The sequence below is a fragment of the Streptomyces sp. NPDC021356 genome, assembly GCF_040641015.1.
Classification (GTDB): domain Bacteria; phylum Actinomycetota; class Actinomycetes; order Streptomycetales; family Streptomycetaceae; genus Streptomyces.
Genome location: NZ_JBFACU010000004.1, coordinates 329,469 through 349,886, shown reverse-complemented (window position 1 = coordinate 349,886; position 20,418 = coordinate 329,469). Strand labels below are relative to the sequence as shown.

The 20,418-nt window shown below is 70.9% G+C and carries 22 protein-coding genes; 1 reads left to right on the top strand and 21 read right to left on the bottom strand.

Annotation, left to right across the window (positions count from 1 at the left end):
* From AB0G56_RS07525 to AB0G56_RS07425, 21 genes are all read right to left on the bottom strand, one after another.
* Positions 1-852, bottom strand: coding sequence for a relaxase/mobilization nuclease (locus AB0G56_RS07525; RefSeq protein WP_360965069.1), 852 nt, complete (start codon positions 850-852; stop codon positions 1-3).
* A complete protein-coding gene (locus AB0G56_RS07520) occupies positions 849-1,637 on the bottom strand; it encodes a hypothetical protein (RefSeq protein WP_061915796.1) in 789 nt (262 codons plus the stop codon). Before AB0G56_RS07520 ends, AB0G56_RS07525 begins: the two co-directional genes overlap by 4 nt.
* Positions 1,634-2,059, bottom strand: coding sequence for a hypothetical protein (locus AB0G56_RS07515; protein WP_360965066.1), 426 nt, complete (start codon positions 2,057-2,059; stop codon positions 1,634-1,636). The genes AB0G56_RS07520 and AB0G56_RS07515 overlap by 4 nt, the downstream gene beginning before the upstream one ends.
* A 99-nt stretch (positions 2,060-2,158) precedes the next feature.
* Entirely contained in the window at positions 2,159-2,656 is a 498-nt protein-coding gene (locus AB0G56_RS07510) for a hypothetical protein (protein ID WP_360965063.1), read from the bottom strand.
* A 955-nt stretch (positions 2,657-3,611) separates the two neighbouring features.
* Positions 3,612-4,802 carry a hypothetical protein gene (locus AB0G56_RS07505; protein ID WP_360965060.1) on the bottom strand — a complete coding sequence of 397 codons (1,191 nt, stop codon included), beginning with the start codon at positions 4,800-4,802 and terminating at the stop codon, positions 3,612-3,614.
* Entirely contained in the window at positions 4,799-5,257 is a 459-nt protein-coding gene (locus AB0G56_RS07500) for a hypothetical protein (protein ID WP_360965057.1), read from the bottom strand. The genes AB0G56_RS07505 and AB0G56_RS07500 overlap by 4 nt, the downstream gene beginning before the upstream one ends.
* Before the next feature lie 36 nt (positions 5,258-5,293).
* On the bottom strand, positions 5,294-6,400 hold the full coding sequence (locus tag AB0G56_RS07495) for a hypothetical protein (protein WP_360965054.1): 1,107 nt from the start codon (positions 6,398-6,400) through the stop codon (positions 5,294-5,296).
* Entirely contained in the window at positions 6,393-7,136 is a 744-nt protein-coding gene (locus AB0G56_RS07490; protein WP_360965052.1) for a glycosyltransferase, read from the bottom strand. Before AB0G56_RS07490 ends, AB0G56_RS07495 begins: the two co-directional genes overlap by 8 nt.
* Positions 7,137-7,184: 48 nt before the next feature.
* The gene (locus AB0G56_RS07485) at positions 7,185-7,700 is read right to left on the bottom strand and encodes a hypothetical protein (protein WP_360965049.1); all 516 of its coding nucleotides are present in this window, start codon (positions 7,698-7,700) and stop codon (positions 7,185-7,187) included.
* Positions 7,701-7,841: 141 nt separating this feature from the next.
* The gene (locus tag AB0G56_RS07480; protein WP_360965046.1) at positions 7,842-8,636 is read right to left on the bottom strand and encodes a hypothetical protein; all 795 of its coding nucleotides are present in this window, start codon (positions 8,634-8,636) and stop codon (positions 7,842-7,844) included.
* Positions 8,637-8,927: 291 nt separating this feature from the next.
* On the bottom strand, positions 8,928-9,701 hold the full coding sequence (locus tag AB0G56_RS07475) for a hypothetical protein (protein ID WP_360965043.1): 774 nt from the start codon (positions 9,699-9,701) through the stop codon (positions 8,928-8,930).
* A 29-nt stretch (positions 9,702-9,730) separates the two neighbouring features.
* Positions 9,731-10,657, bottom strand: a complete 927-nt coding sequence (locus AB0G56_RS07470) for a hypothetical protein (protein ID WP_360965040.1) — start codon at positions 10,655-10,657, stop codon at positions 9,731-9,733.
* Entirely contained in the window at positions 10,647-10,895 is a 249-nt protein-coding gene (locus AB0G56_RS07465) for a hypothetical protein (RefSeq protein ID WP_360965037.1), read from the bottom strand. The genes AB0G56_RS07470 and AB0G56_RS07465 overlap by 11 nt, the downstream gene beginning before the upstream one ends.
* Positions 10,896-11,001: 106 nt before the next feature.
* A complete protein-coding gene (locus tag AB0G56_RS07460; protein ID WP_360965034.1) occupies positions 11,002-11,262 on the bottom strand; it encodes a hypothetical protein in 261 nt (86 codons plus the stop codon).
* Positions 11,263-11,595: 333 nt separating this feature from the next.
* The gene (locus AB0G56_RS07455; protein WP_360965031.1) at positions 11,596-13,110 is read right to left on the bottom strand and encodes an ATP-binding protein; all 1,515 of its coding nucleotides are present in this window, start codon (positions 13,108-13,110) and stop codon (positions 11,596-11,598) included.
* 28 nt (positions 13,111-13,138) lie between these two features.
* Positions 13,139-13,588 (bottom strand): DUF6238 family protein, encoded by a 450-nt coding sequence (locus AB0G56_RS07450; RefSeq protein WP_360965237.1) that lies wholly within the window; start codon positions 13,586-13,588, stop codon positions 13,139-13,141.
* 58 nt (positions 13,589-13,646) lie between these two features.
* Positions 13,647-15,119 (bottom strand): SCO6880 family protein, encoded by a 1,473-nt coding sequence (locus AB0G56_RS07445; RefSeq protein WP_360965028.1) that lies wholly within the window; start codon positions 15,117-15,119, stop codon positions 13,647-13,649.
* Positions 15,120-15,201: 82 nt separating this feature from the next.
* Positions 15,202-16,581, bottom strand: coding sequence for an ATP-binding protein (locus tag AB0G56_RS07440; RefSeq protein WP_360965025.1), 1,380 nt, complete (start codon positions 16,579-16,581; stop codon positions 15,202-15,204).
* A gap of 37 nt (positions 16,582-16,618) precedes the next feature.
* Complete coding sequence (locus tag AB0G56_RS07435) at positions 16,619-17,314, bottom strand: hypothetical protein (RefSeq protein WP_360965022.1); 696 nt, start codon at positions 17,312-17,314, stop codon at positions 16,619-16,621.
* Positions 17,314-17,628: a DUF6112 family protein gene (locus AB0G56_RS07430; RefSeq protein WP_006143162.1), complete on the bottom strand. Its 315-nt coding sequence runs from the start codon at positions 17,626-17,628 to the stop codon at positions 17,314-17,316. The genes AB0G56_RS07435 and AB0G56_RS07430 overlap by 1 nt, the downstream gene beginning before the upstream one ends.
* Positions 17,629-17,768: 140 nt before the next feature.
* Positions 17,769-18,902 carry a C40 family peptidase gene (locus tag AB0G56_RS07425; protein WP_360965019.1) on the bottom strand — a complete coding sequence of 378 codons (1,134 nt, stop codon included), beginning with the start codon at positions 18,900-18,902 and terminating at the stop codon, positions 17,769-17,771.
* Positions 18,903-19,418: 516 nt separating this feature from the next.
* Here AB0G56_RS07425 and AB0G56_RS07420 point away from each other — a divergent pair.
* On the top strand, positions 19,419-20,174 hold the full coding sequence (locus tag AB0G56_RS07420; RefSeq protein WP_360965016.1) for a site-specific DNA-methyltransferase: 756 nt from the start codon (positions 19,419-19,421) through the stop codon (positions 20,172-20,174).
* Positions 20,175-20,418: the final 244 nt, after the last annotated feature.

Below are 20,418 nucleotides of genomic sequence, written 5' to 3'. Positions count from 1 at the left end.
CTACGGAGATCTGTGGGCGGTGTGCCGGGCTACGGGCGGTGCGGCGGCGATCCGGGACCGGCGGACCAGGTGGGCCGCGGTGGTGTCCAGGTCCTGCTGGATCGCGTGGAGCCGGCGGGCGATCAGCTCCAGACCGTGTGCTGAGTTGGTGCTGGCGGCTCCGGGCTGGCGGGCGATGCGGTGAGCGGTGTGCTCGATCAGTCCGCGGACCGTGGCTAGCGGGCCGGCCTGCTCGTCAGCGAGCTGCGTAAGGACGCTCGCGAACTGCGCGGATGCGGTGGGCGCCGTACGGACAGCGGGGCGTGTCGCGGGTCCGGTGCGGGCGGGGATCAAGTTGAGGTCCTGTTCGATGCGGCGTGCCTCGTCCGCAAGGCGCCGCAGTATGTCTGAGGGCGGGGTGCGCCAGGTGCCGTCGAGGTGGATCAGGTTGGCGATCAGGTCCAGGCGCCCGGGCTGTGCCTGGACGGCGATCCACCGCCAGCCGTGCTCCGCGGCGCCGGGTATCTCGATACCGGCGGCTCGCGCGAACCGGTGAGCGGTTTCGGCCCACTCGGGACCGGTCAGCTCCCGGTCGTCCGGGTGGAGGCGGATGTCGAGATGGAGGATCGCCCGTCGGTCGTCGTCCGCACTGGCAGTGAACGGATGCTCCAGGTAGGGATCTTCGAGGTGCTCGGCCCACTGAGCGGATGTCCAGGTTCTCTGCTCGTCGTTGGGGGTGTAGTAGTCCAGGTCCGGCCAGTGGGCGACGATGGTGTACTTCGTCAGACCCTCGTTCGGGGAAAGGGGCCGCCCGAGTGCCTCGGCGAGCGGGTCGCGCGGCGAGTGGGTCCGCGCGTGCAGGCGGGGGATCATGACGGCACCCCGCTCGACGTGCGGGTGGGCGGCCGGTGCTGATGAAGGTCGCGGGCTGTGCAGAGCAGGGAGCGCTCGCGGACCAGGTCGGCGTGCACCGAGGTGTCCCCCGGAGGGAGACAGTCGATCGCCCTGTCGATGGCGCCCAGCCCTTCGTCGTACCGGCCCAGCCGGCGCAGCGCACCCGCCACGCGGAAGAGGACGATCGGGTCGCTGCCGGTGGCGAGGGCCGGTCGGGAGCTGAGGGCCAGGAGACGCTCCGCGCCCTGGTCCAGGTCCTGGCCGAGCCACAGCCCGTGCAGCAGGACGTGCAGGGTCTTGGTGTGCTGCCCGGCCTCCGCGAGGACCTCGTCCATGACCGCCAGGCCCTCCGGGCGGGACTGGCCCAGCAGCGCGAAGGCGTACAAGGCCCGGGTGTAGCAGTCCAGCGGCTGACGCGCGGTTTCCGCGAGTTGTTCGACGAGGCGTTGGAGGGTGGGGCAGCGGAAGTCGAACCGCAGGGCGCTCAGGTACAGATGAGCCAAGGTGCGGGCGGTGATCGGGTCAAGGCCCATTGCGGTGACGTCCTGCGGGGACAGCAGGGCCAGGACGCTGTGGCCGGCCGACCGTGCCGCCCAGGCAGCATCCGCGCACACCTCGGCCGAAGTTCTCCAGTCGGCCTCGATGTCGCGGAGGTCTTCGGCCAGGTGAAGCGGCCAGGAAGAATCGACCGGAGATGCGGTGGCTCGGGCCCTGGCTCTGTCGAGCGCGGCGGAACGGCCGGGACGGTGCGTGGGGGAAGTCATCGGCCACTCCGGATGTCCGCGATGTGCACGAGCTGGCCCAGGGCGGTGGTGGTGTACCAGCCGCAGTCGATCAGCTCGTCGCGGTCGGCGAACCGCGTAAAGAGGGCATCCTCCATGGCGCGCAGGTAGATCAGGCAGTCCGGGCAGCGGCGCGAGAGGTGCACGAGGTAGCGGGGGTGGGCGGTGACGTAGGACTGGGCGCCGCCGGTCGCATCACGCAGCCGCCAGCCGTCCTCGTCGGTCGGGGTGTGCCAGGACGGGGCCACGACGCGCATCGCATCGCCCCACAGTTCTCCGCCGGCCATCCCCTTCAGGACGACGACAGTGTCACCAGCCTGGAAGTGGGCGTGGGTGATGTCTCGATCGGGGGTGAGCGGGTCGGGCGTCGATGCGAACGCCGAGGTGGGCGGAAGCTGGGACATGAGTTCCTTCCACGCAGATGCTGGCGGGGTGGGAGCATCAATAGTCCGGAGGAATGCCGGTTTGGCTAACCGGCGTTATCCGGCTATGTTGCCCAGCCGTCAGTGGAACGGGTTCTCCGTCCCGCGGTCCGCCTCACTGGCTGCGTCGAGGAGTTCGAGCAGGTCAGTGCCTTCGGCGTCGCGCTGGTCGATCCACCATCCGGCACGGGTGATGGCGCGGGCCTTCTCCTCCAGCTCCGCCCAGTCCGCCTCGTCCCACGTGCCCTCGATGACGAGCGCGGTGTGCGCGGATGTCATCAGCTGGTGGCGGGAGCGGTCGCCCCAGTCCAGGGCCTTGGCCGGGCCCTCCAACTGCGGCATGTCGAACTGCTTCGCCCACGCGAGGGCTGCCTCCTGCTCCTCGGCCCGCTTGGCCGCGAGCCACTCCTCCTTGGACCCGGTGTCGGCGTCGCGCGCCGCCTTCCAGCAGTCGGTGCAGTCCTTCGACGCGAGCCAGCGGGCGAAGCCTGCCCGCTTGTCGGCAGGGCGATTGGACAGGTCATGATCCACGCGGTGGGAGCAGGCGTGCTCCACGGTCCAGTGCGTACGAACAGCCATAATTCGATCTCCTCAAAGGGGTTGCAAGGTGGGGGTTGCGCCCTGATCAGGGCGTCTTATGCCGGCCACGGAGCAGGCACCGGCGCCAGCCGCACCGCGACTGCCCGCGGGGCCCAGACGTCGGCGCGCGGCGAGAAGGACGGTGAGAGCGAAGGCCGCGCCGGTGCCAGGGAGCGCCGGGTCGGCGAGCGGCTGCTTGGCGAGGTGTCCGGCGAGGGCGGTGCGGCGGGCGGGACGCTTGGCCAGGAATCACGGCCACCAGGAGAGGTGTGCCTGCAACGAGGCTTCGCGCGTGAAGACCAGGTGAGTGGGAGTCGCTGCAGCTTGGGCCCCCAAGAAACGGCTACCAACTTGCCTGGGTGTCAGTGGGGTTGGCTACCATGGACGTGGTTGACGAGATCCTTGAAAGGCATGGTGCATCGGTGATGATGGCCAACCGCTACGGCGCTCCATCCGAGGAGCGATAGGCGCGCCTGGCCGGCGCTTCCCTATCGCGACGCCCGCTGGGCGGCGACGCTGTGACGTGAATCCAGCGCAGGCTGCACCCTGCCCTGATTCAGGTGACGGCGCTCCGACGGAGTATGGGAGGGCCCTACTTGTCTGCCACCACTTCTACCTGTGACCACCGCGTGTATCACGTTGTCGTCGTTGCGCTGGTATCCGTCATCGCTGGGCTGGTTGCGGGGATCGGCTCCGCTGTTCTGGGGCAGCCTGCCCTCACCGCCGTCGCTTCTGGCGGTGCGGTCCTTGCCTTCACCTACGGCGCCGGCATGACCGCCGTGTCACACGTGAGTAAGCGTCAGCAGTAGCCGCTGCTCCGGGGCGGCTGGCATGGCCGCCCCTAGGCCGTGGGCGCTCAAGACAGCTCACGATCGTGCTCGTATTTTGCGAGGGCAAGGTTGATCGCGTACTGCTCCATGGGCTCGTGTTCGTCAAGACCAGGTGGGACATGGGCTTAGCGGTGTCGGGCGGTGGTGCTGGCGCGGGGTGGCGGCTTGGGCGGTGTGGTGTCCACGGCGGGGCGCGGACGGGTGCGCAGCACGGGGGTGCGGTGCGGGGGCAGGACGGCGACGGTCGCGCCGAGGTCCTCGGCCGCCTCTTCGACTTCGCGGGTGAGGAACTCGATCTGCCGGCTCAGCGCTGCCAGGCGGGCGGCGATCTGGCGGCCCTGCACGGTCTCCAGGGCGCTGGCGAACTGGCCGCTGGTCTCCAGGAGTTCCTGCAGGCGGACCATCGGTCCGGCGTCATAGCCGCGCTGGACAGCGCTGAGAAGCGCATTGGAGGCGTCACCGGCACTGTGGCCTTCGACGACATCGCGGATGAGGTCCTGCAGGGACACCTCCGGGACCGGTGCCGGGCGGTTGAACCGGGAGACGTCCGCGCGCAGCACGCCGGGCGGAACCGGAGCGGGCAGCACCTTGCCCGCCTCGTACTCGTGGGCGTAGTGCCCGATCACCTGCCAGCCCGGTGCGTCCGGATCGCCGCGCAGCGCGACCACCGTCGAGTCGTCATCCTCGACCAAATAGGCGAGGGTGATCGGCTGCCCGTCGGTGGAGTACCACGACTCGGTCAGCTCCAGCTCGCCGCGCCTTTGCGCGGCCTGGGCCTTCTTGGTCCACATTTGCTGTTCCTCGTCGGTCAGCGGAGCCTTGTGGTGCTGGCCGCCCTGCTGGTCGGCGAGGTTGCTGGCGATGGAGCCGTGGTCCGCCCAGGCGGCCAGGTGCGGCCACAAGGCCGCGTGCTGAGCGCGCTCGGCCGGGGAACCGGGTGCGGCTGGCCGGTCGAGCGCCCGGCGGATCTCGGCGGCCGAAACGGCCAGGCCGTCCAGGACGGCCCGCCACCCGGCCAGGTGCCGAGCGGGTGGCAGCTCATCGAGCGCCAGGCGGGCGGCATCGAGGAGAGCCTCGGCGTGCGGGGCGAGGTGGGCGGCGTACGCCTCCACCGCGGCCTTGTCGCGGTGGGCTCGTGCGGCTGCCGCGGCGCCCGCGTGGACGGTACGGCCGTAGCGGTCGCGTGTCATGTCGAGCGCGGCCTCGGTCTCGCGGTCGATGACCGCCAGCCGCAAACGGAAGTCGCGTGCCGCGTTGGCCAGTTCGGGAGCGGTCGGCAAGGGGCCGTCGGGGGTCGGACTGCTCGCGGGTGTCATCGGGACCGCCCGCCGGTCGCGGCCGTCAGATGGACGGTCGGAGCGTACATGGGCTTCGGCGGGATCGGCCGGGCCGAAGGCGGGGAGGTGGTGGGCGGTGTAGAACGCTGCGTCGTCCGGCCGGCGGCGGCCTGGGCGAGACGGCTGCGGCGCTCCTCGAGTCCGTGGGGCCGGGCGGGGTGTGCCGGGCCGGCCGAGAGGGACGGGTCAAGGCGGATGTCGGCCTGCACGGTGTAGCCGTGGCGGCGCAGGTCGTGGACGGCTTGGCGGGTGCGGCGGACTCCGTCACGCTCGGGCTCGCTGAGCCGGTACAGGCCGGGTTCTCCGGGAACGGGCTCGAACTGCTCGCGCTCCAGGTACCAGTGGGCGAGGTGCGCGGGCATAGACGCGGTGAAGGAGGCCACGAAGCCGTGTTCCTCGTGGTCGCCGAAGGCGAAGTGGGTGCCGGGTTGCAAGGGGGCGGTGTTCTCCTCGGGGCGGGGGCGGAAAGGTCAGGGGCCGCGGTGCGCGGGCCGGGCCGCGGTGAGGGGGCGGGCCGGCGCGGCGACGGGCAGAGCCGGGCGGCGGTGGGGTGCGCTGATGCGGGTCTGCCGCAAGAACGTTTCGCCGTCAGTGAGCCAGGTCTCGATGGCCGGCCACGCGCGTGCTCGGCGCTCCTGCTCCGGCACGAAACCGCCGTGGACGATCTCGTCGACCAGGGTCTCGGCATCGATCACGGCGTCGGCCAGACGGGAGAGGGCCGCGGCGTCGTCGGGCCACGGGCTGCTCGCGGGTCGGCACCGGTCCAGCAGCGCCGGGGCGTGGTCGACGACGGTCAGGAAACGGCGCCAGGCGTGGTCGAGGAACAACTCCGTCGCGGCGCCGAGAGCGGCGGCGCTCAGCGGGGTGGCGTCGCTGTAGCGGCCGGAGGCGTTCATGGCCTGCCAGGTGTCGTGCTCGCAGCGGATGTCCCCGAGCACGGCGGCGATGGCCGCCGTCTGGCGGGCGTGGACGGCCTGCTCGTAGGCGGGGAGGTACCGGCCGGTGAGGGCCTGGGCAGCCCGTCCGGCAAACGGCGGCAAGACGATGCTGCGCGGGGCGTGGGGATCGCCGTAGCCCCCTTCCAGCCCCTCGGGCGAGAAGGCCCCTACCAGGTAGTCGAGTTGACGGCCGGGGCGTTCGATGAACAGCAGCGTGGTGCCCTGCACCGCGTCGGTGAGGAGCGCGGCGTAGGGGATTCGCTCGCTCTGGACGGCGCGGCCGAGTTCGCCGCTGTCCCAGATCCAGGGGACGAGGTCTTCCTGCCAGGCGGGGTGCGAGTAGATCTCGACCGAGGCGTGCCACTGGCCGGGCAGGAGGCGCGCGAGGTCGCGGGCGGCGTCGCCGATGAACCGGCGGCTGCTCGTGTGCACGCTGGTGCGGTGCCGCTTCGCGCACGTGACCAGGTCGACCACGGTGGTCTGGGTGCCGTCCGGGGGCAGGTGCCAGACGCCCTCGTCGTCCCGCTGGAAGCCGCTCTCCGCGAGGGCGGTGTGCGCCCAGGCATACCGCTCGCCCGAGGCGATGGCGACGATCCCGGACTCCCGGCTGTGCGCCAGGATGATCTGCGCCTCAGTCACGGACCAGGTCCTCGCCGCCGCGCAGGACGGCGCGCAGGCTGCGGCCGTACGCCCAGGCGTGCTCGCGGGCCGCCACCTCCAGCTGGTCGTATCCGACCTGGGCTGTCATCTGCCCGTTCCACTTGCGGTATCGGTACACGGGGACCGGCAGCAGGATCCCGGGCGCGAGAGCGGTGACGCCGAGGGCCGCGCAGTAGTCCTCGCCCTGGACGAGGCCGCCCATCGGCGCGGCGCGCACGAGGTCGGTGCGGGCGAGGATCGTAGTCGGCCCGATGGGGATGGTGTCCGCCGGTGACTTCCAGTACGTCCACACGTCACCGGCCTCGTGCCGGCCGGGCGGCGTGGGGCAGCGCCACAGAATGGTCGAGCCGTCGGGGTGCTGGTCCTCGCTCCAGCCGGCACACCAGCCGACTCCGGTGGACTCCAGGGTGTTCAGCCGTAGAGCCATCGCATCGTCGGTGAACTCATCATCATCGTCCGCCCAGTTGGTGTACGGGGTGCGTACGTGGTTCAGGGCCAGGTTGCGGGCGCAGGCGGCGCCGACCGGCCGGGGCAGCGACAGGGTGCGAACGCGGGCATCTTGTGCGAGCGGGGCCGGCAGGCGGTCGGGCGAGGCACCGTCGAGTGCGATCACGGCCTCCCACGGCACGGACTGCCGGGTCAGGCTCGCGTGCATGGCGGTCAGGTAGTCGAGCCGGTCTTCGCGCAGGCGGCTGGCGATGACGACGGTGATCAAGGGCGTGGTGCGCGGGGGCAGGGAAGGCTCCGGGAAGAGGAGGGAAAGCTAGCGGCGGGCGGTGGGGCGCGAGGGGCCGGCCTTTGCCGGGGCTGCGGCAGGAGCGCTCGGACTCGGCGTGCTGCGTGATGCCCGGATAGCGGGCGGGGAGTCGCGGGAGGACCAGGCCGCCGGGTGGTCGTTGAAGGCGGTGCGCGGGTCGATGGCCCAGCTCACGATGGGGCCGATGTCCTCGTGCAGGAGGCTGATCACCTCGACGCCCTCCTTGTGCAGGACGTACCCCCACTCCATGTCCTGCGCATCGGCGGTCTCGTCGGTGACCGACATGCGTACCGGCGGCGAGCCGTCCGGGGTGACCAGGTGGTCGAGGGTTCGGCTGGGCCAGTGGTTGCCGCCGGTCAGCGCGGTCACGAGTGCGGGCGGGGCATCGTCGAGGAGATCGGTGCCGAGTTCGTCCCAGCCGACGGCGACGTCATCGATGAGGTGCCGGCACATGGCCTTGATGTCGCGTCCGAACTTGTACTGGTAGGCGGCCAGGAGCAGGGGGAGGTGGTGGCTGGGCACGCCGTCGAGCTGGACATGGATGCCGGTGTAGCCCGTGCCGACGGTGGGGCGGGCGATGAAGGAGCGAGTGGACAGGGAGCTCTCCGCAGCAAGCAGGGGGCGGGAAATGTTCGGCGGCCATCAGGTGGCGCGCGGGTGCGTCTACACGCGGTCCGACCAGGACGGGACCGGCGGGCCGGAGGCATCGGTGCGGGCGCAGGTGTAGCCGATCAGGCGGGACGGGGCAGCCTTCGCGGGGACGGTGGCGGCGTCGTTGCACACGAACGTGTACCTGATGGAGGTGCGGGGCACATCGTGGAGCCAGGCCCGGTCCTCCTTGCCCGGGTTGATCTGCAGGCCGGAGTGCGCGACGGCGTCGGTCTGCGTGTGCATGTGGGAGAAGAGAACTAGCGCGCCGCCGTCGGTGGTCTTGAGGGCGTAGGCGTCCTTGTAGCGGTTGTCGGCGCCGGCGAAGACGGTCGTGCCCTGGTCCCCGTAGCGGGTGCCGGTCTTGTCGTGGACCTCGATCTGCCGCTTGCTCGCCGTGGTCGGCGTGAAGACCTTCGTCCCGGTGTGCGTGCCGCCGGTGGCGAAGTTGTCGAGCACCGCGGCACGCAGAACGCCGACGTCGGCGGCGAGGTGCTTGTTGCCGTCGGCGGCGACGGCCGTCGCGTACCGGTCGTGGTCGAGTGCGATGTCCGGCAGTTTCGGGCTGTCAAGGTCGACGACGGAGACCATCTCCCAGCGCTTGTGCTGGGGTCGTTCGGCGAACACCGCCAGACGCGAGGGGGCCTTGCCCTTGTCGTCCGAGAGCGCGGCGGCGAACCAGCGGTCCTGTCCGGCGGCCAGGCGCGGGATGTACAGCTTGGTGCTGGCGGTGTCGTAGGACCAGGGCTTGTAGGGCGTGCGGTCGGCCGCGGGAAGTCCCTCGGTCTCGGCGTAGTCCGAGACGGACATGGCGTACAGCGGGCCGTCCTCGATGGTGCCGAGCAGGGCGCGGTTGCGATCGGCGTTGGCCTCGTTGTTGATCTGCGAGTAGTGGGTGATGACGGCGCGGGCCTGGGCGGCGCTGAGGGCAGGCGCCGGCTGCGGCGCGCTGCTGGCGCTGGGCGTCTGCTTGGCGACGGCAGCATCGTTGTCGGTGGCACAACCGGTGAGCGCCAGGGCGAGGCAGGCGGCGCCGACGAACAGCGGCAGGGTGCGGCGGGCGATGCGGATGGAGACTCCAAGGATCTAGGGGCAGGGGGGTCAGCGCGTACGGCGGAGCAGGGACACGGCCTTCGCTGAGGCCGGCAGCAGGGCGGCGCTGGTGGTGAGCGCCGAGTGGCGCAGGTTCACGCCGATGCCCTTGGCCGTGAGCTGCTGGACCACGGAGTGGACGCGAAGGGCACGACCGGTGTCCCCGTAGGCGGTGGGCAGGAGAAACGCTGCTTGGTGCGGGTGGTACTGGAAGCCGTGGGTGTACAGGGTCATGCGGGCATCCACCGGCACGCTCTCGTACGGTGCGCCGAGGGCGCCGTCGCTGTAGAGGGTCAGCGTGAGGACCTGGTCGACCTGTGGCGGTTGGGGCCGGAGCGGTGGCTGGGGCTGGTGCGCCGCGTTGTTGAGGACGGCCTGCAGGGCTTCTTCGTATCGGGGCAGCAGCCGCCGGGCGATGCGTGCTGCCGCGCGTGCGGGGTCCTTGGGAACGGCGATGCCGTTGGGTTCCGCGACTCCGGCGAAGTGGTGGGGCTTGATGTGCGTGCTGTCGGGTGCGAGCGGGGCGACGACGAACTGGTGCAGATAGCGGGGGCGGTCGGCCACGTACAGCCTCTGGTCGGCCGGCCCGTGGAGCACGGCGTCGTGGGTGAGGACGTACTGGCTGACGACATAGTCGACGTGACCGGTGTCCCAGAGCTGCTCGGTACGGGGGAACTGATCCGCGTACTGCGTGTGGCACTGGTACTCGCTGGTCCAGGTGCCGGGCAGGCGCGCGGCAAGGCCGGCGGCGAAGGCAGCCAGGTCGGTGCGGGGTGAGGTCATGTGTTCCTGGAGGGAAGCGATGGTCCGGGTCAGCGCGTGTGCCGCGGCTGTGCCGGCGGGAGCACTCGCGGGGGAAGGGACGGTGTACGGGCCGGGCTGGAGGGCAGTCGCGGTGCCGACGCGAGCGGGGTGAGGGCCCGCATCCGGTCCTCGGTCACGTGCAGGACCTCTGCGAGGTTGCGGATCTCGGCGGCGGCGTCGGCGAGGTCGTAGGACAGGTCGAAGCCGTCGTCCTCCTCCGCTTCCTTTGCCTTCTCCCCGGCTGCTTCGAAGAACTCGCCGAGTTGCGCCAGCAGGCCGTCGGTGGGCTCCAGGATCTGGTGCAGCAGGGCAGCGGCATCCGCATGCGACTCCGCTCCGTTGAGCCGGTCGGTCAGAGCGCGCAGCGCGTCGCCGTAGACGTAGATGGGAGCGTCGTCGGGTGTGCCGGGGACGTCACGGGCCTGGGGCGGGGGCGTCGGCTGGGCTGAGTGCACGTGTGGGCTTTCGCCGGGCAAGACGGGGTGCGGCAGCAGTCCGAGCTGGGTCAGGCGGTGGTTGATCGCCTCGATCAGGGGCTGGGCGCTGCCGCCGTGGCGGGCTTCGGGCCGCTGGGGAGCGCCGGGGTCGTCGGAGGGGGCCGAGTCGTAGAGGACCTCGAACAGCGACGGGTCGTCGGGGTGCTCACGCGTCGCGATCCAGCCCTCGGGGTCTCCGGGCGGGCGCTCGGAGGACGGCTCCTGCGGCGGACCGATGATCAGGTAACTGTCGTCGGGGAGAGAGACGCGCACGATGTAGGCGCTGAGGCCGAACTCGATGTCGCACTGCAGGCCGCGCGCCCGCAGCGGCGTGGTGATGTGCGCGTGGCGACGCCACAGCTCCTGCCACCACGGGGTGTTCACGTTGCGGTGGTCGGGAAGCGGTGCGAGCGAGGCAACGCGGCGGGAGTCTGGGGTGCTCGCTTCGTCAGCGGCCACGGTTCCTCCTGCGGGAGGAGGCGGGAGATCGGTGCGGTGGAGGCGTCCGTCCAGTGGGGGTGACTACCGGCTGCGACTCCTGACTGAAGCCGAGTTCGTACTCGTCGTGGGTGGCGATCAGGTCGTGTTCCATCTGGGCGTCCTGGTCGGCGACCTGTGCCACGAGGTCGTCGAGTTCGGCTCGGCGTTGTTGGTATTCGGCCCATTCGGTGGCGTTCAGGTGAGGGGGACGTTTCAAGAGGACTCCGTGTGCAGGCGGTGGCGGTGCCGTGTCGATCAACAGTGGTGGTCCCTCGGGATCGCGTTTGCGAGAGTCGGGCGGGACTGGAATCGCAGAAAGAGAGCTATCGGCGGGGTGCGGTGCCGGGGGACGGAGGAGCAGGTGGGACACCTGCGCTAGCCCCAGGCTGGCCGCCGGTCGGTGTCGCGGGGGTGAGGACCGGGTCGTAGGCGGCGCGCAGCCTGCTCAGGCCGGCCTCGTCGGCGAGGGCCAGGACCGACAGCGCCCGGCTGGCCGCCGTCATCAGCAGGTTTGAGGGAGATCCCTTGGCCGCACCGCGGTTCTCCCGCCGCCACCGGGCGGCGGCGACGAGGTAGTCGCTCACGGCGCGCAGTGCAGGTTCGGCGGCGTCCAGGAAGTGGTCGGTGACTGCTTCGATCTCTGCCGGAGTCTGCGCCGCGGCGAGGGCGTCCAGGTAGGGGGTGAGGTCGGGTGCGGGCCAGGGCTGGTCCGGCAGCGGATGCGCGTCGCGGAAGGGCTGCGCGTCGCGTCGCGCCCACCGCTTCAGGTCGCCGCGAGTGGCGAGGTTGTACCGGGCGGCGTGGATCTGGTCGGCGTCGCGGCCGACGTTGTCGTACAGCTCGAAGTCCGGGTCACGCGGGGAGATACGAAAGTCCTTCGATGGGGTGTTGTCAGGATTCGTGAACTCGACGCTTTTTCAATGCATTCGGGCGTCGGTGTCGAAGAGCGCCAGCTCGTGGGGATGCAGCAGGTGCTGGACGATGAAGGATCTGCCAGCGACTTTCCACAGACCACGGCCCCGGTTGAGGTGCGCGATGGCGTCCATTTCCACGGAGGTCAGGCCCAGCAGGGCGGCGGCGGCGTGGAGTTGGTCGGTCTCCTGGCGGTAGATGATCCGGGTGCTGCAGTCGGCGAGGAGGCCCTCGGCGAGGGCGCGGCCTTGTGATCCGGCGTCGCCGGCGGTGAGCAGGTCGGACAGCCGGTGGATCACCATGAGGTTGGCGATGCCGAGGCCGCGGCTGAGTTTCCACTGGGCCTGCATGCGCTGCAGCAGGCCGACGTGGCGCATCAGGCGCCACGCCTCGTCGTACACGATCCAGCGCCGGCCGCCGTTCGGGTCGGAGAGGGCGGACTCCATCCAGGCGCTTGCGCAGGTCATGGCCAGGACGAGAGCGGTGTCGTCGCCGGAGCCGCCGAGCCGAGAGAGGTCGATGGTGAGCATCGGCGCGTGCGGGTCGAAGGCGACGGTGGAGGGGGCGTCGAACATGCCGGCCAGGTCACCGTGGACGAGGCGGCGCATCGCGTGGGCCAGGTCGCGTGCGGCGTCGCCGAGCTGGCCCGACATCATGCCGGCGGCTTCGTCGAGCGCGTGGGGGTTGTTGAGGGTGGCTGCGACGTCGCCGAGGAGCGGGGTGCGGCCGGTGGCGGCGGCGCGGGTGACGACGGCGTCGAGGGCGACGTCGAGGGCGGTATGCTCCATGGGCATCAGGTCCCGCCCCAGGACTGTCCGGGCGAGGGAGCCGAGCAGGAGCAGGCGCCGTTTGCGGATCTCGCCGACCCAGTCGGCCTCCGTGACGCTCTGCGGGCGGGGGGCCGCGTCCAGGGGGTTCAGGCGTCCGGGCAGTCCTGGGCCGAGCGCGACGGACCGGCCGCCGAGCGCGTTCGCCACCGGCGTCCACTCGCCTTTCGGATCGCAGGGGACGTAGACGCGGTAGCCGAAGGCGACCGAGCGCAGCGCGAAGGACTTGGCGAGCGCGCTCTTGCCCTGGCCGATCACTCCGGCGAGCAGGAGGTTGGGGTTGGTGAATCCCTCGACCTTGCCGTACAGCGCGAACGGGTCGAAGACGAACGATGCCTCGGCGTGGACGTCGCGGCCGATGTAGATGCCCTCGGCGCCGAGCCCGCCTTCGGCCAGGAACGGGTACGCGCCGGCGGCCACCGCGGTCGTCATGCGGTGTGCGGGCAGCTTCAGCCGGTTGTTGCGCGCGGAGGCGGGCCCGGGACGTCCGCTCGCAGGGTAGAGCGGAGCGGGCATCTCGTGCTCGGCGGGTGTGCTTTCTGCCTGGTGGGCGCTGGCTTCGGCGCGGGCCTTGGCGGTGGCTTCGGCGAGCTGGCGGCGGGCTGCTTTGCGGCTGGCCCGGTCGGTGCCGTGGGGGGTGAACAGCGGGCTGGCGGAGGCGCGGCGGGCGCGGCGAGCGGGCCGGTGGCTCATCGGAGGCCCTCGATTCTGCGGGTGGTGCTCATCGCACGCAGGCCGTGGTGTGCGGACGGAGGTCGGTGGGGGTGGTCTTGCGCCGGATGCTGTGCCCGGCGGCGAGGTGGCGTTGGCAGATGGTCAGCACGGGCGGCCCTTCGGGCAGCCGTTCCGGATGGCACGCGCTCGTCTCGGTGTCTGCCTGCGCTGTATTGCCGGGCAGCAGGTGGAAGGCGGCATGGAGCTCGGTGGCGGCCTGCCACAGCCGGGTGTGCGCGGTGGCGAGGTGGCGGCCTGCTGCAGGGTGCGGGGGCCGCGCTACCTCGGCCAACTGGTCGATGAAGCGGTGTAGTTCGGTGAGGTGGGCGTGGAGGGTGTCGAGGTTCCCGCGATCCGGGGGCGCGGCACGGCTGAGGGCCCGAGCGTGGTGGCGGACGCCTGCGGTGGCGGCCCGAAGGTAGGGGTGCGCGTCGGGCGCGCTGGGACGGGGAGGGATCAATGGGAGGTCCTTGCCGCCAAAGAGGCGGGAGCGGGGTGTGGGGGCGAACTGGCAGCTACAGGGTGGTGCGGGCCAGGGGGAGTGCGGCGACGGCGAACGCGTCGGGCTGCTGGTAGTTCAGCCGTCGCAGGTCGACGCCCGAGGTGACGGCGTGGGTCTCAATCTGGGCGCAGGCGGCGTCCAGGAGGGCGTCGGTCTCGGCGGTGACGGTGACGAGGCCGGTCAGGGCGACGTCCGCGTGTCCGGCGATGAGCTGGCGCTCACGCTGTTTGACGTCGGCGTACTCGACGGAGTCTTCCTCGCTGTCGACCTGCCCGCGGCGTGCGCGCTCGTTGGCGTCGGCGATGATCGCGGCCTTCTTGCGCTGGACGTCCCGCAGCGCGGACTCGAGCCCCTGCGGGACATAGATGAGGGACAGGCTGCGTCGCACGCCGGCCGTGAACATGAGGCCGTGCATGAATCCGGCGTTCGTCTCGGTGCGGGGCCAGTTCTCCACCCAGTACGTGGCGTGCCGTGCGCTGTCGGTGGCGAGGCGGTCGTACTCCTCGACCTGGACGACGGGACCTGCGGCTGCGGGATCGGCCTCGGCGCGGCCGGTGTCGGACCACTGCTGGAGTGCGGCGAGGGCCCCCGGGTCATAGGCGGTGCGGATGACGGCGGCGATCTCCCGGGAGGTCAGCCACCCGGTGACCATCAGTCCGGCGTTGCGGGCCGCCTGGGCGATGGACGCGGTGGTCTGCTCCATGACGGTGAACGCCCCGGGCAGCCCGCCGCCGGCCTGCGAGATCAGGCGCCGGGCGGCCTTCAGATCGAGGGAGATGGCGAGGTAGGTCTCGTGGGGTGCGGCGGCGGGACCGGCCGAGGCGACCAGTTCGGAGTAGATCTGTCCGGCGACCGGTGTCTGGGGCTGCCCGTTCTGGGCCCAGTGGCGGGTGAGGGTGTCGCCGCTGTCGGGGACGGTGCGCTCCAGCACCTGCACGGTGGCGATGTGCCCAGTGCGGGCGATGCCCGCGAGCGCGCGGCCCCAGCTGCCCACGTTGTGGTTCTGGGTGGCGGCGTCGAGAAGGGCGAAGGCGCGGCTGCTGACCCGGGCGATGGCGGTCAGGGTCTGCCGGTGCGGGTCGTGCACGGCCGCGGCGCCGTTGGCGGAGTCGCCGGGCGTGACCACCTTGAGCGAGGCAGCCGTGCCGGGCAGATGCAGAAGGCCGTCCTGCCGGGGCCGGGTGACGGGCCGGGCGAGCCAGAGCGTCTGGCCGGTGCGTCGGCGCTGTGCGTAGCGGGCGACGATCGGCGCCCAGTCGATCAGGGAGCGTCCGTGCCGACGGATCACCACGAGCGCACCGGAAGCCGCCCACAGCGGGGCCAGGGCGACGGCGCCGACCAGCCCGGTGGAGACCACCGTCATCAGCAGCAGCCCCAGCGTGCAGGAAACAAGGACGAGTTGCGGCAGAGAGAGGCCGAGGAGGATGCCGCGGCGGGACCGGTGCGGAAACTTCACCGTGACCGGAGCGACGGAGAGATCAGTCAAGGGGCGGGTCCTGAAAGGCGCGGGCGGAAACCCGGGGGCGGGGGTGCAGTACACGTCCCGCCCCCGGTAGACGGACAGGGGATCAGAGGCCGGTCGCAGGCGGCGGCGGTGAGGCCGTCCCGCTGGGCGTGGCGTTCTGTGCCCCAGGGGACGGCGGTGCGCCTTGCGGCGGCGGGGTCGTGGTCGGCGGCACTGACTGCCAGCCGCCTTGCTGGCCGGACGCGGCGCTCACGCCGGATCCGCCCGGCCCCGGGCTGCCGCCCACCTGGCCGCTGGTGTCATCCGACACGCTCGTCGGCGCGGGCTGGACGGCCTTCTCCAGGCCGGACTTCATGGCACCGCCACCGGACGAGCCGCCCGTTCCGCCACCCTGCGAAGCGTCCTTGCCGCCGCCGCTGTCGCCGGTCGGGTTGGCGGCGATGTCGCCGGGGAATCCGCCTCCGCCAGCGTCGGGGCCTTGCGCGGCGGCGACACCCGCTCCGGCTGCCGCGCTGCCGGTTCCGGCGGTGGCGGCTGCTGCCGCGGCCTTGCGGGCGGCGTTCTCGGCGTGGGCCTTGGCGATCTGCGCTCCGGCGCCGCCGGCGCGGTGGATGGACTCGCCGTCGGTGCCGTCGGCCGCCCAGTGCACGAACTTGAAGACGGCATAGGGGCACAGCAGCACCAGGATCATGATCACGATGCCGGACATGACGTCGGCGAGGGCGGCGATGCCGTCGGTGGCGTCGGTCTTGCCCATGGCGGCGATGCCGAGCACGAAGATCACAGTCATCAGCAGCTTGCTGACGACGAGGGTGGCGGTGGCTTCGATCCAGCCCTTGCGCCAGCGGCGTGCGACTTCCCAGCCGCCACCGGCGGACGCGAAGACGGCCAGGGTGACCATGACGAGGATGCCGACCTTGCGGACCATCATCACGCACCAGTAGAGGAAGGCGCCGATGGCAGCGCCGAGACCGACGACGACCGGGACGAGCCAGCCGAGTCCGGCCAGGGACCCGATCTGGCTGACCTTCACGATGCGGCGCACGGCCGACTCGATGCTCAGGTGCGCGGTCTTGAACAGGCCGTCGCTGACGGCGTCGACGACTTCGACGGCGACCGTGGTCAGGGCGATGGCGCAGAACGCGAACAGGACCCCTGACATGGTGCCGGTGAACGCCTGGGTGAGGGCTTGTCCGTCGCGTCTGACGGCGGCCCGGACGAGCTGCGCGCAGAAGGTGGCGACCAGCAGGACCAGGCCCAACGGCAGCAGCATCTCGTAGTTGTCGCGGAACCATCCGGCGTTCAGGTCGACCCTCGTGGTGGTGTTGACCGCCTTGGCGGCCAAGTCGGCCGCTGCCGCAGCCAGCTCACCTGCGGACTTCGCCATCCAGTCACCGATGGCCTTGCCAGGGTCCGAGGCGAAATCGACCGCGTCGCCGACGGCACAGAGCTTGTCCGCCAGGGGGTAATCACAGAAACCCACGGGGAATTACTCCTCCTTATATCGTGTCAGGCGCGGGTCACTGCGTGACGCTCGGAGCGATGGCGGCCAGGGCACAGTCGTGGCCGGGGCGGCACTGCACGGCGAGGGTCACGGCGCGGTCCTCGGCTCCGCCACCGCCCTTCTTCCAGGCGATCTGCTGCTTGCCGTTGACGGTGACGACGTAGATGTACGCCTCGGTGATCGCCGAGGGGTCCTCCGCGAGGGCCTGCTTGAACGCGCCCGGGTAGTGGCCTTCGGTGACGCGGGCGGTGGCGTGCTGGTCCTGCTCGGCCATCCGCGACCACAGCAACGGATCAGGGACCTGGCCGGAGACGGACGCCCAGTCGGCGTAGGTGGGCTCCTTGGTCATCCACTCGCGCATGCCGGCGAGCTGCTGGTCGCGACTGGTGTCGCGGGTGTCGTAGGACCACAGCATCTGGGCTGCTGCCCTGGCGTACGCGACCGGCTCGGCGATCTGCGGAGGCTTGGGTACGGAACCGGAGTCGGCCTCGGGTTTCGGGGCGGGGGCCTCGGAGGATGACGGGCTGTGCGTCGCGGCCGGCCCGGCAGCATCCGATGCCCGGTGGGCGTTGCCGCTGCCGGACAGCCAGGCGACGGCTGCGGCGATGGCGAGCAGGACGGAGACGACCAGAGCGACGATGGCGATGCGCCGGTGGGCCGACCAGCCGACGCCGTAAGAGGACAGCGAGAGGGTGGGGAATCGGTTCCGCATCAGTGGACCTGCGAGCCGAGGGTGGAGAAGAACGCGACGATTCCGTTCGCGGCGCCGAGGCCGAGGGCGGCGCCCGCGGCGACGACGGCACCCTTCTTGCCGTTGGCCTCGGCCTGGTGGCCGCCGGTGTGGTGGCCCCAGGCCCACACGCCGAGCGAGACCGCGAGGGCGCCGACGACGGCGATGATCCCGAACATGTTGATCGAGTTGACGACGTTCTTCAGCACGCTGAGCCCGGGCAGGCCGCCGCCCTTGGGCGAGATCCCTGGGTCGTAGGCGAGCTGGATGACGCGGTCTGCGAGAGGGAGGGACATAGGTGTGGCGGGGCTCCTTGCATACGCGGGCCAGACGAGGGGCCGGCGGGGGGAGGGGAAGCAGAGGGGGTGGGGAGAGGGGCTCGGGGCGCGGGAGATCGCCGCGGCGGTCGGCCTGGAGCGGTGGCCGGGCGGTGGCCTCAGATGACGCGGCGGGCGGCGAGAATCGTCCAGTCCTTGATCGGGGTGATCCGGACCGGCTTGGTGGTGCGCGGTGCCTCGATCACGAGGCCCTCGCCGATGTACATGCCGACATGCTCAGGCCGGGCGGTGGTGCCGCGGCTGAAGATGAGGTCACCGGGCTTGAGCTGGGCGGGCGAGATCGCCTTGCCCTCGTTGACCTGCGTGTACGTGGTGCGGGCGAGGGTGACGCCGGCGTGCGCGTACGCCTGTTGCATCAGCGAGCTGCAGTCGCAGCGGCCCATCGGGTCGGGACCGTGGGCGTTGGTGCAGGATCCGCCCCACTGGTAGAGGGTGCCGAGCTGGTGCATCGCCCACTTGATGGCGTTGCGTGCCTTCGGGTCGGCGTCCTTGGGGATCTTGTATCCCTTCGGGACGCTGCCCTCGGGGATCGGGCCGAAGCCGGAGCCGTCCTGGCCCGGAGCGCAGCCAGTAGTGCCAGCTCCCGGCTCCTTGCCTGGGTTCGGTTCCTTGGCGTCCTTGTTGTTGCCGGCGCCGGGGAACGTCTTGGCGATGGCTTCCTGCAGCGCGGTGGCCAGGTGCTCCCACTGCGCGTAGGCGTCCGGCAGGCCGGACTGCTGGACGGCTTGGGCGGCCTGGGTGACGGTCATCTGTTGCCAGCCGTGCACCTTGAGCAGGTGCTTGTAGAACTGCTCGCTCGCGTACGTCGGGTCACGGATCTGCTCGGCGGTGCCCCAGCCCTGGGAGGGACGCTGCTGGAACAACCCAAGGCTGTCCCTGTCGCCATAGTTGAGGTTGCGCAGCCTCGACTCCTGCATCGCCGTGGCGAGCGCGATGACCTGGCCCTTCTTGGGGACGTCGAGGCTGATACCGGTGGCCACGATCGTCTGGGCATTGGGCACCTGCTCGGCGGGCAGGTCCAGGCCCTCGACGTGGACGGTCTTGCCGGACGCCCCGTCGAGGATCTTGGTGACCTGCTCGGCGACCTTGCCGGTGTCGATGTCGTTCAGGCAGATGAGGGAGCTGCTGCTGCTTTGAACGGCGTCCGCGGAGGACGCCATCATCATGCCGGTGCCGGCGAGCAGAAGCGGGGAGAGGAAGACGACACCGATGCCGGCGGCGAGCGCCTTCAACCGGAGCGGACCGCTCGTGGGTCAGCGAGGTCGGGCAGGGGTGGGTAGCGAGACGTCATGAGCGTGTCCTTCGGGGGTGCGGTGTCCGGCGTGCCGCGTGCGCGAGGCGTGGTGGAAGGGCGCGGCGGCCGGGGTGGGCGATCAAGGCGGACCGATGCGGGGCGAGTTGCCGCTCGCTCCCAGCTGGCCGGGCCGTGAGCTAGGTGTGCCGGGGCAAGGGGGTACCTCCGTGAGGTGTGGCGGGGGAGTAGCCAGCGGCGGTGTGCGCCGGGCGGTTCAAAAACAGTAGATGCGGATTGGCGGTTGACCAAAAAGCTGGCGCGAGGGTGCCGGAATCCGGCACCCTCGCACGGCACTTCTTGGTCGTCGGCGGATTCGCCTCTACAGTTTTTGGACTCCCCTCGCCTCCTCGGTCTGCGGCCCTGGGCTTCTGCACGCCCACTTCCGGCCTGCGAGGACTCCTGTGCGAGGCGGCTAGTTCCCACCGTGAATCCGCACCCGAATAGGGGCCCCTCTTTGCCTTTTTCCCTTCACCAGGGCGACGCCCTGGCCGTTCTCTCCGGCCTTCCGGACGGCTGCGTCGACTCCGTCATCACCGACCCGCCGTACAACAGCGGTGGCCGGACCGCGAAGGAGCGCACCACCCGCTCCGCGAAGCAGAAGTACACCTCCGCCGATGCCAAGAACGACCTCGCCGACTTCACCGGCGAGAACATGGACCAGAGGTCCTACGCGTTCTGGCTGACGCAGATCATGACCGAAGCGCACCGTCTGACGAAGACCGGCGGGACCGCGCTGCTGTTCACCGACTGGCGTCAGCTCCCGACGACGACGGACGCGATCCAGGCCGCCGGGTGGCTGTGGCGCGGTGTGCTGGCCTGGCACAAGCCGCAGGCCAGGCCGCAGAAGGGCCGGTTCACCCAGAACTGCGAATTCATCGTCTGGGCGTCGAAGGGGGCGATCGACGGCTCCCGGAACCCGGTCTATCTGCCCGGCATGTACTCGGCGTCGCAGCCGTCGGGCGCGCAGCGCCGGCATATCACGCAGAAGCCGGTCGAGGTGATGCGCGAGCTGGTCAAGATCAGCCCCGAGGGCGGCACGGTCCTCGACTTCTGCGCCGGCTCCGGCTCCACGGGCGTGGCCGCTCTGCTGGAAGGCCGGGACTTCATCGGCGTGGAGAAGACCGAGCACTACGCGTCGATCGCGGCCGACCGGCTCACCGAGACGATCCGCGAAACCCTCACGCAGGACGACGTGGACCTTACCGGCTGAGCCCCGTCCTTGCCTGCTGCCAAGGCGACCGGCTCCCCAAGCGTAGCCGTCGGCGAAATACCGCCGTAGTGGCCGTGCAGCTCGCCGGATGGGCCGCGCGCAGACGCTTCCGTCCTTTTCTCATCCCGTGTCTCGTAGGAGGCCGAGCTTTTCAATGCCCGAATCAACAAAGTCGCCTGACGATGGCGAGTTGGAGCCGGTTCGTATTCCGGATCGACAGCTGGAGGGAATCGAGGCGAGCGTG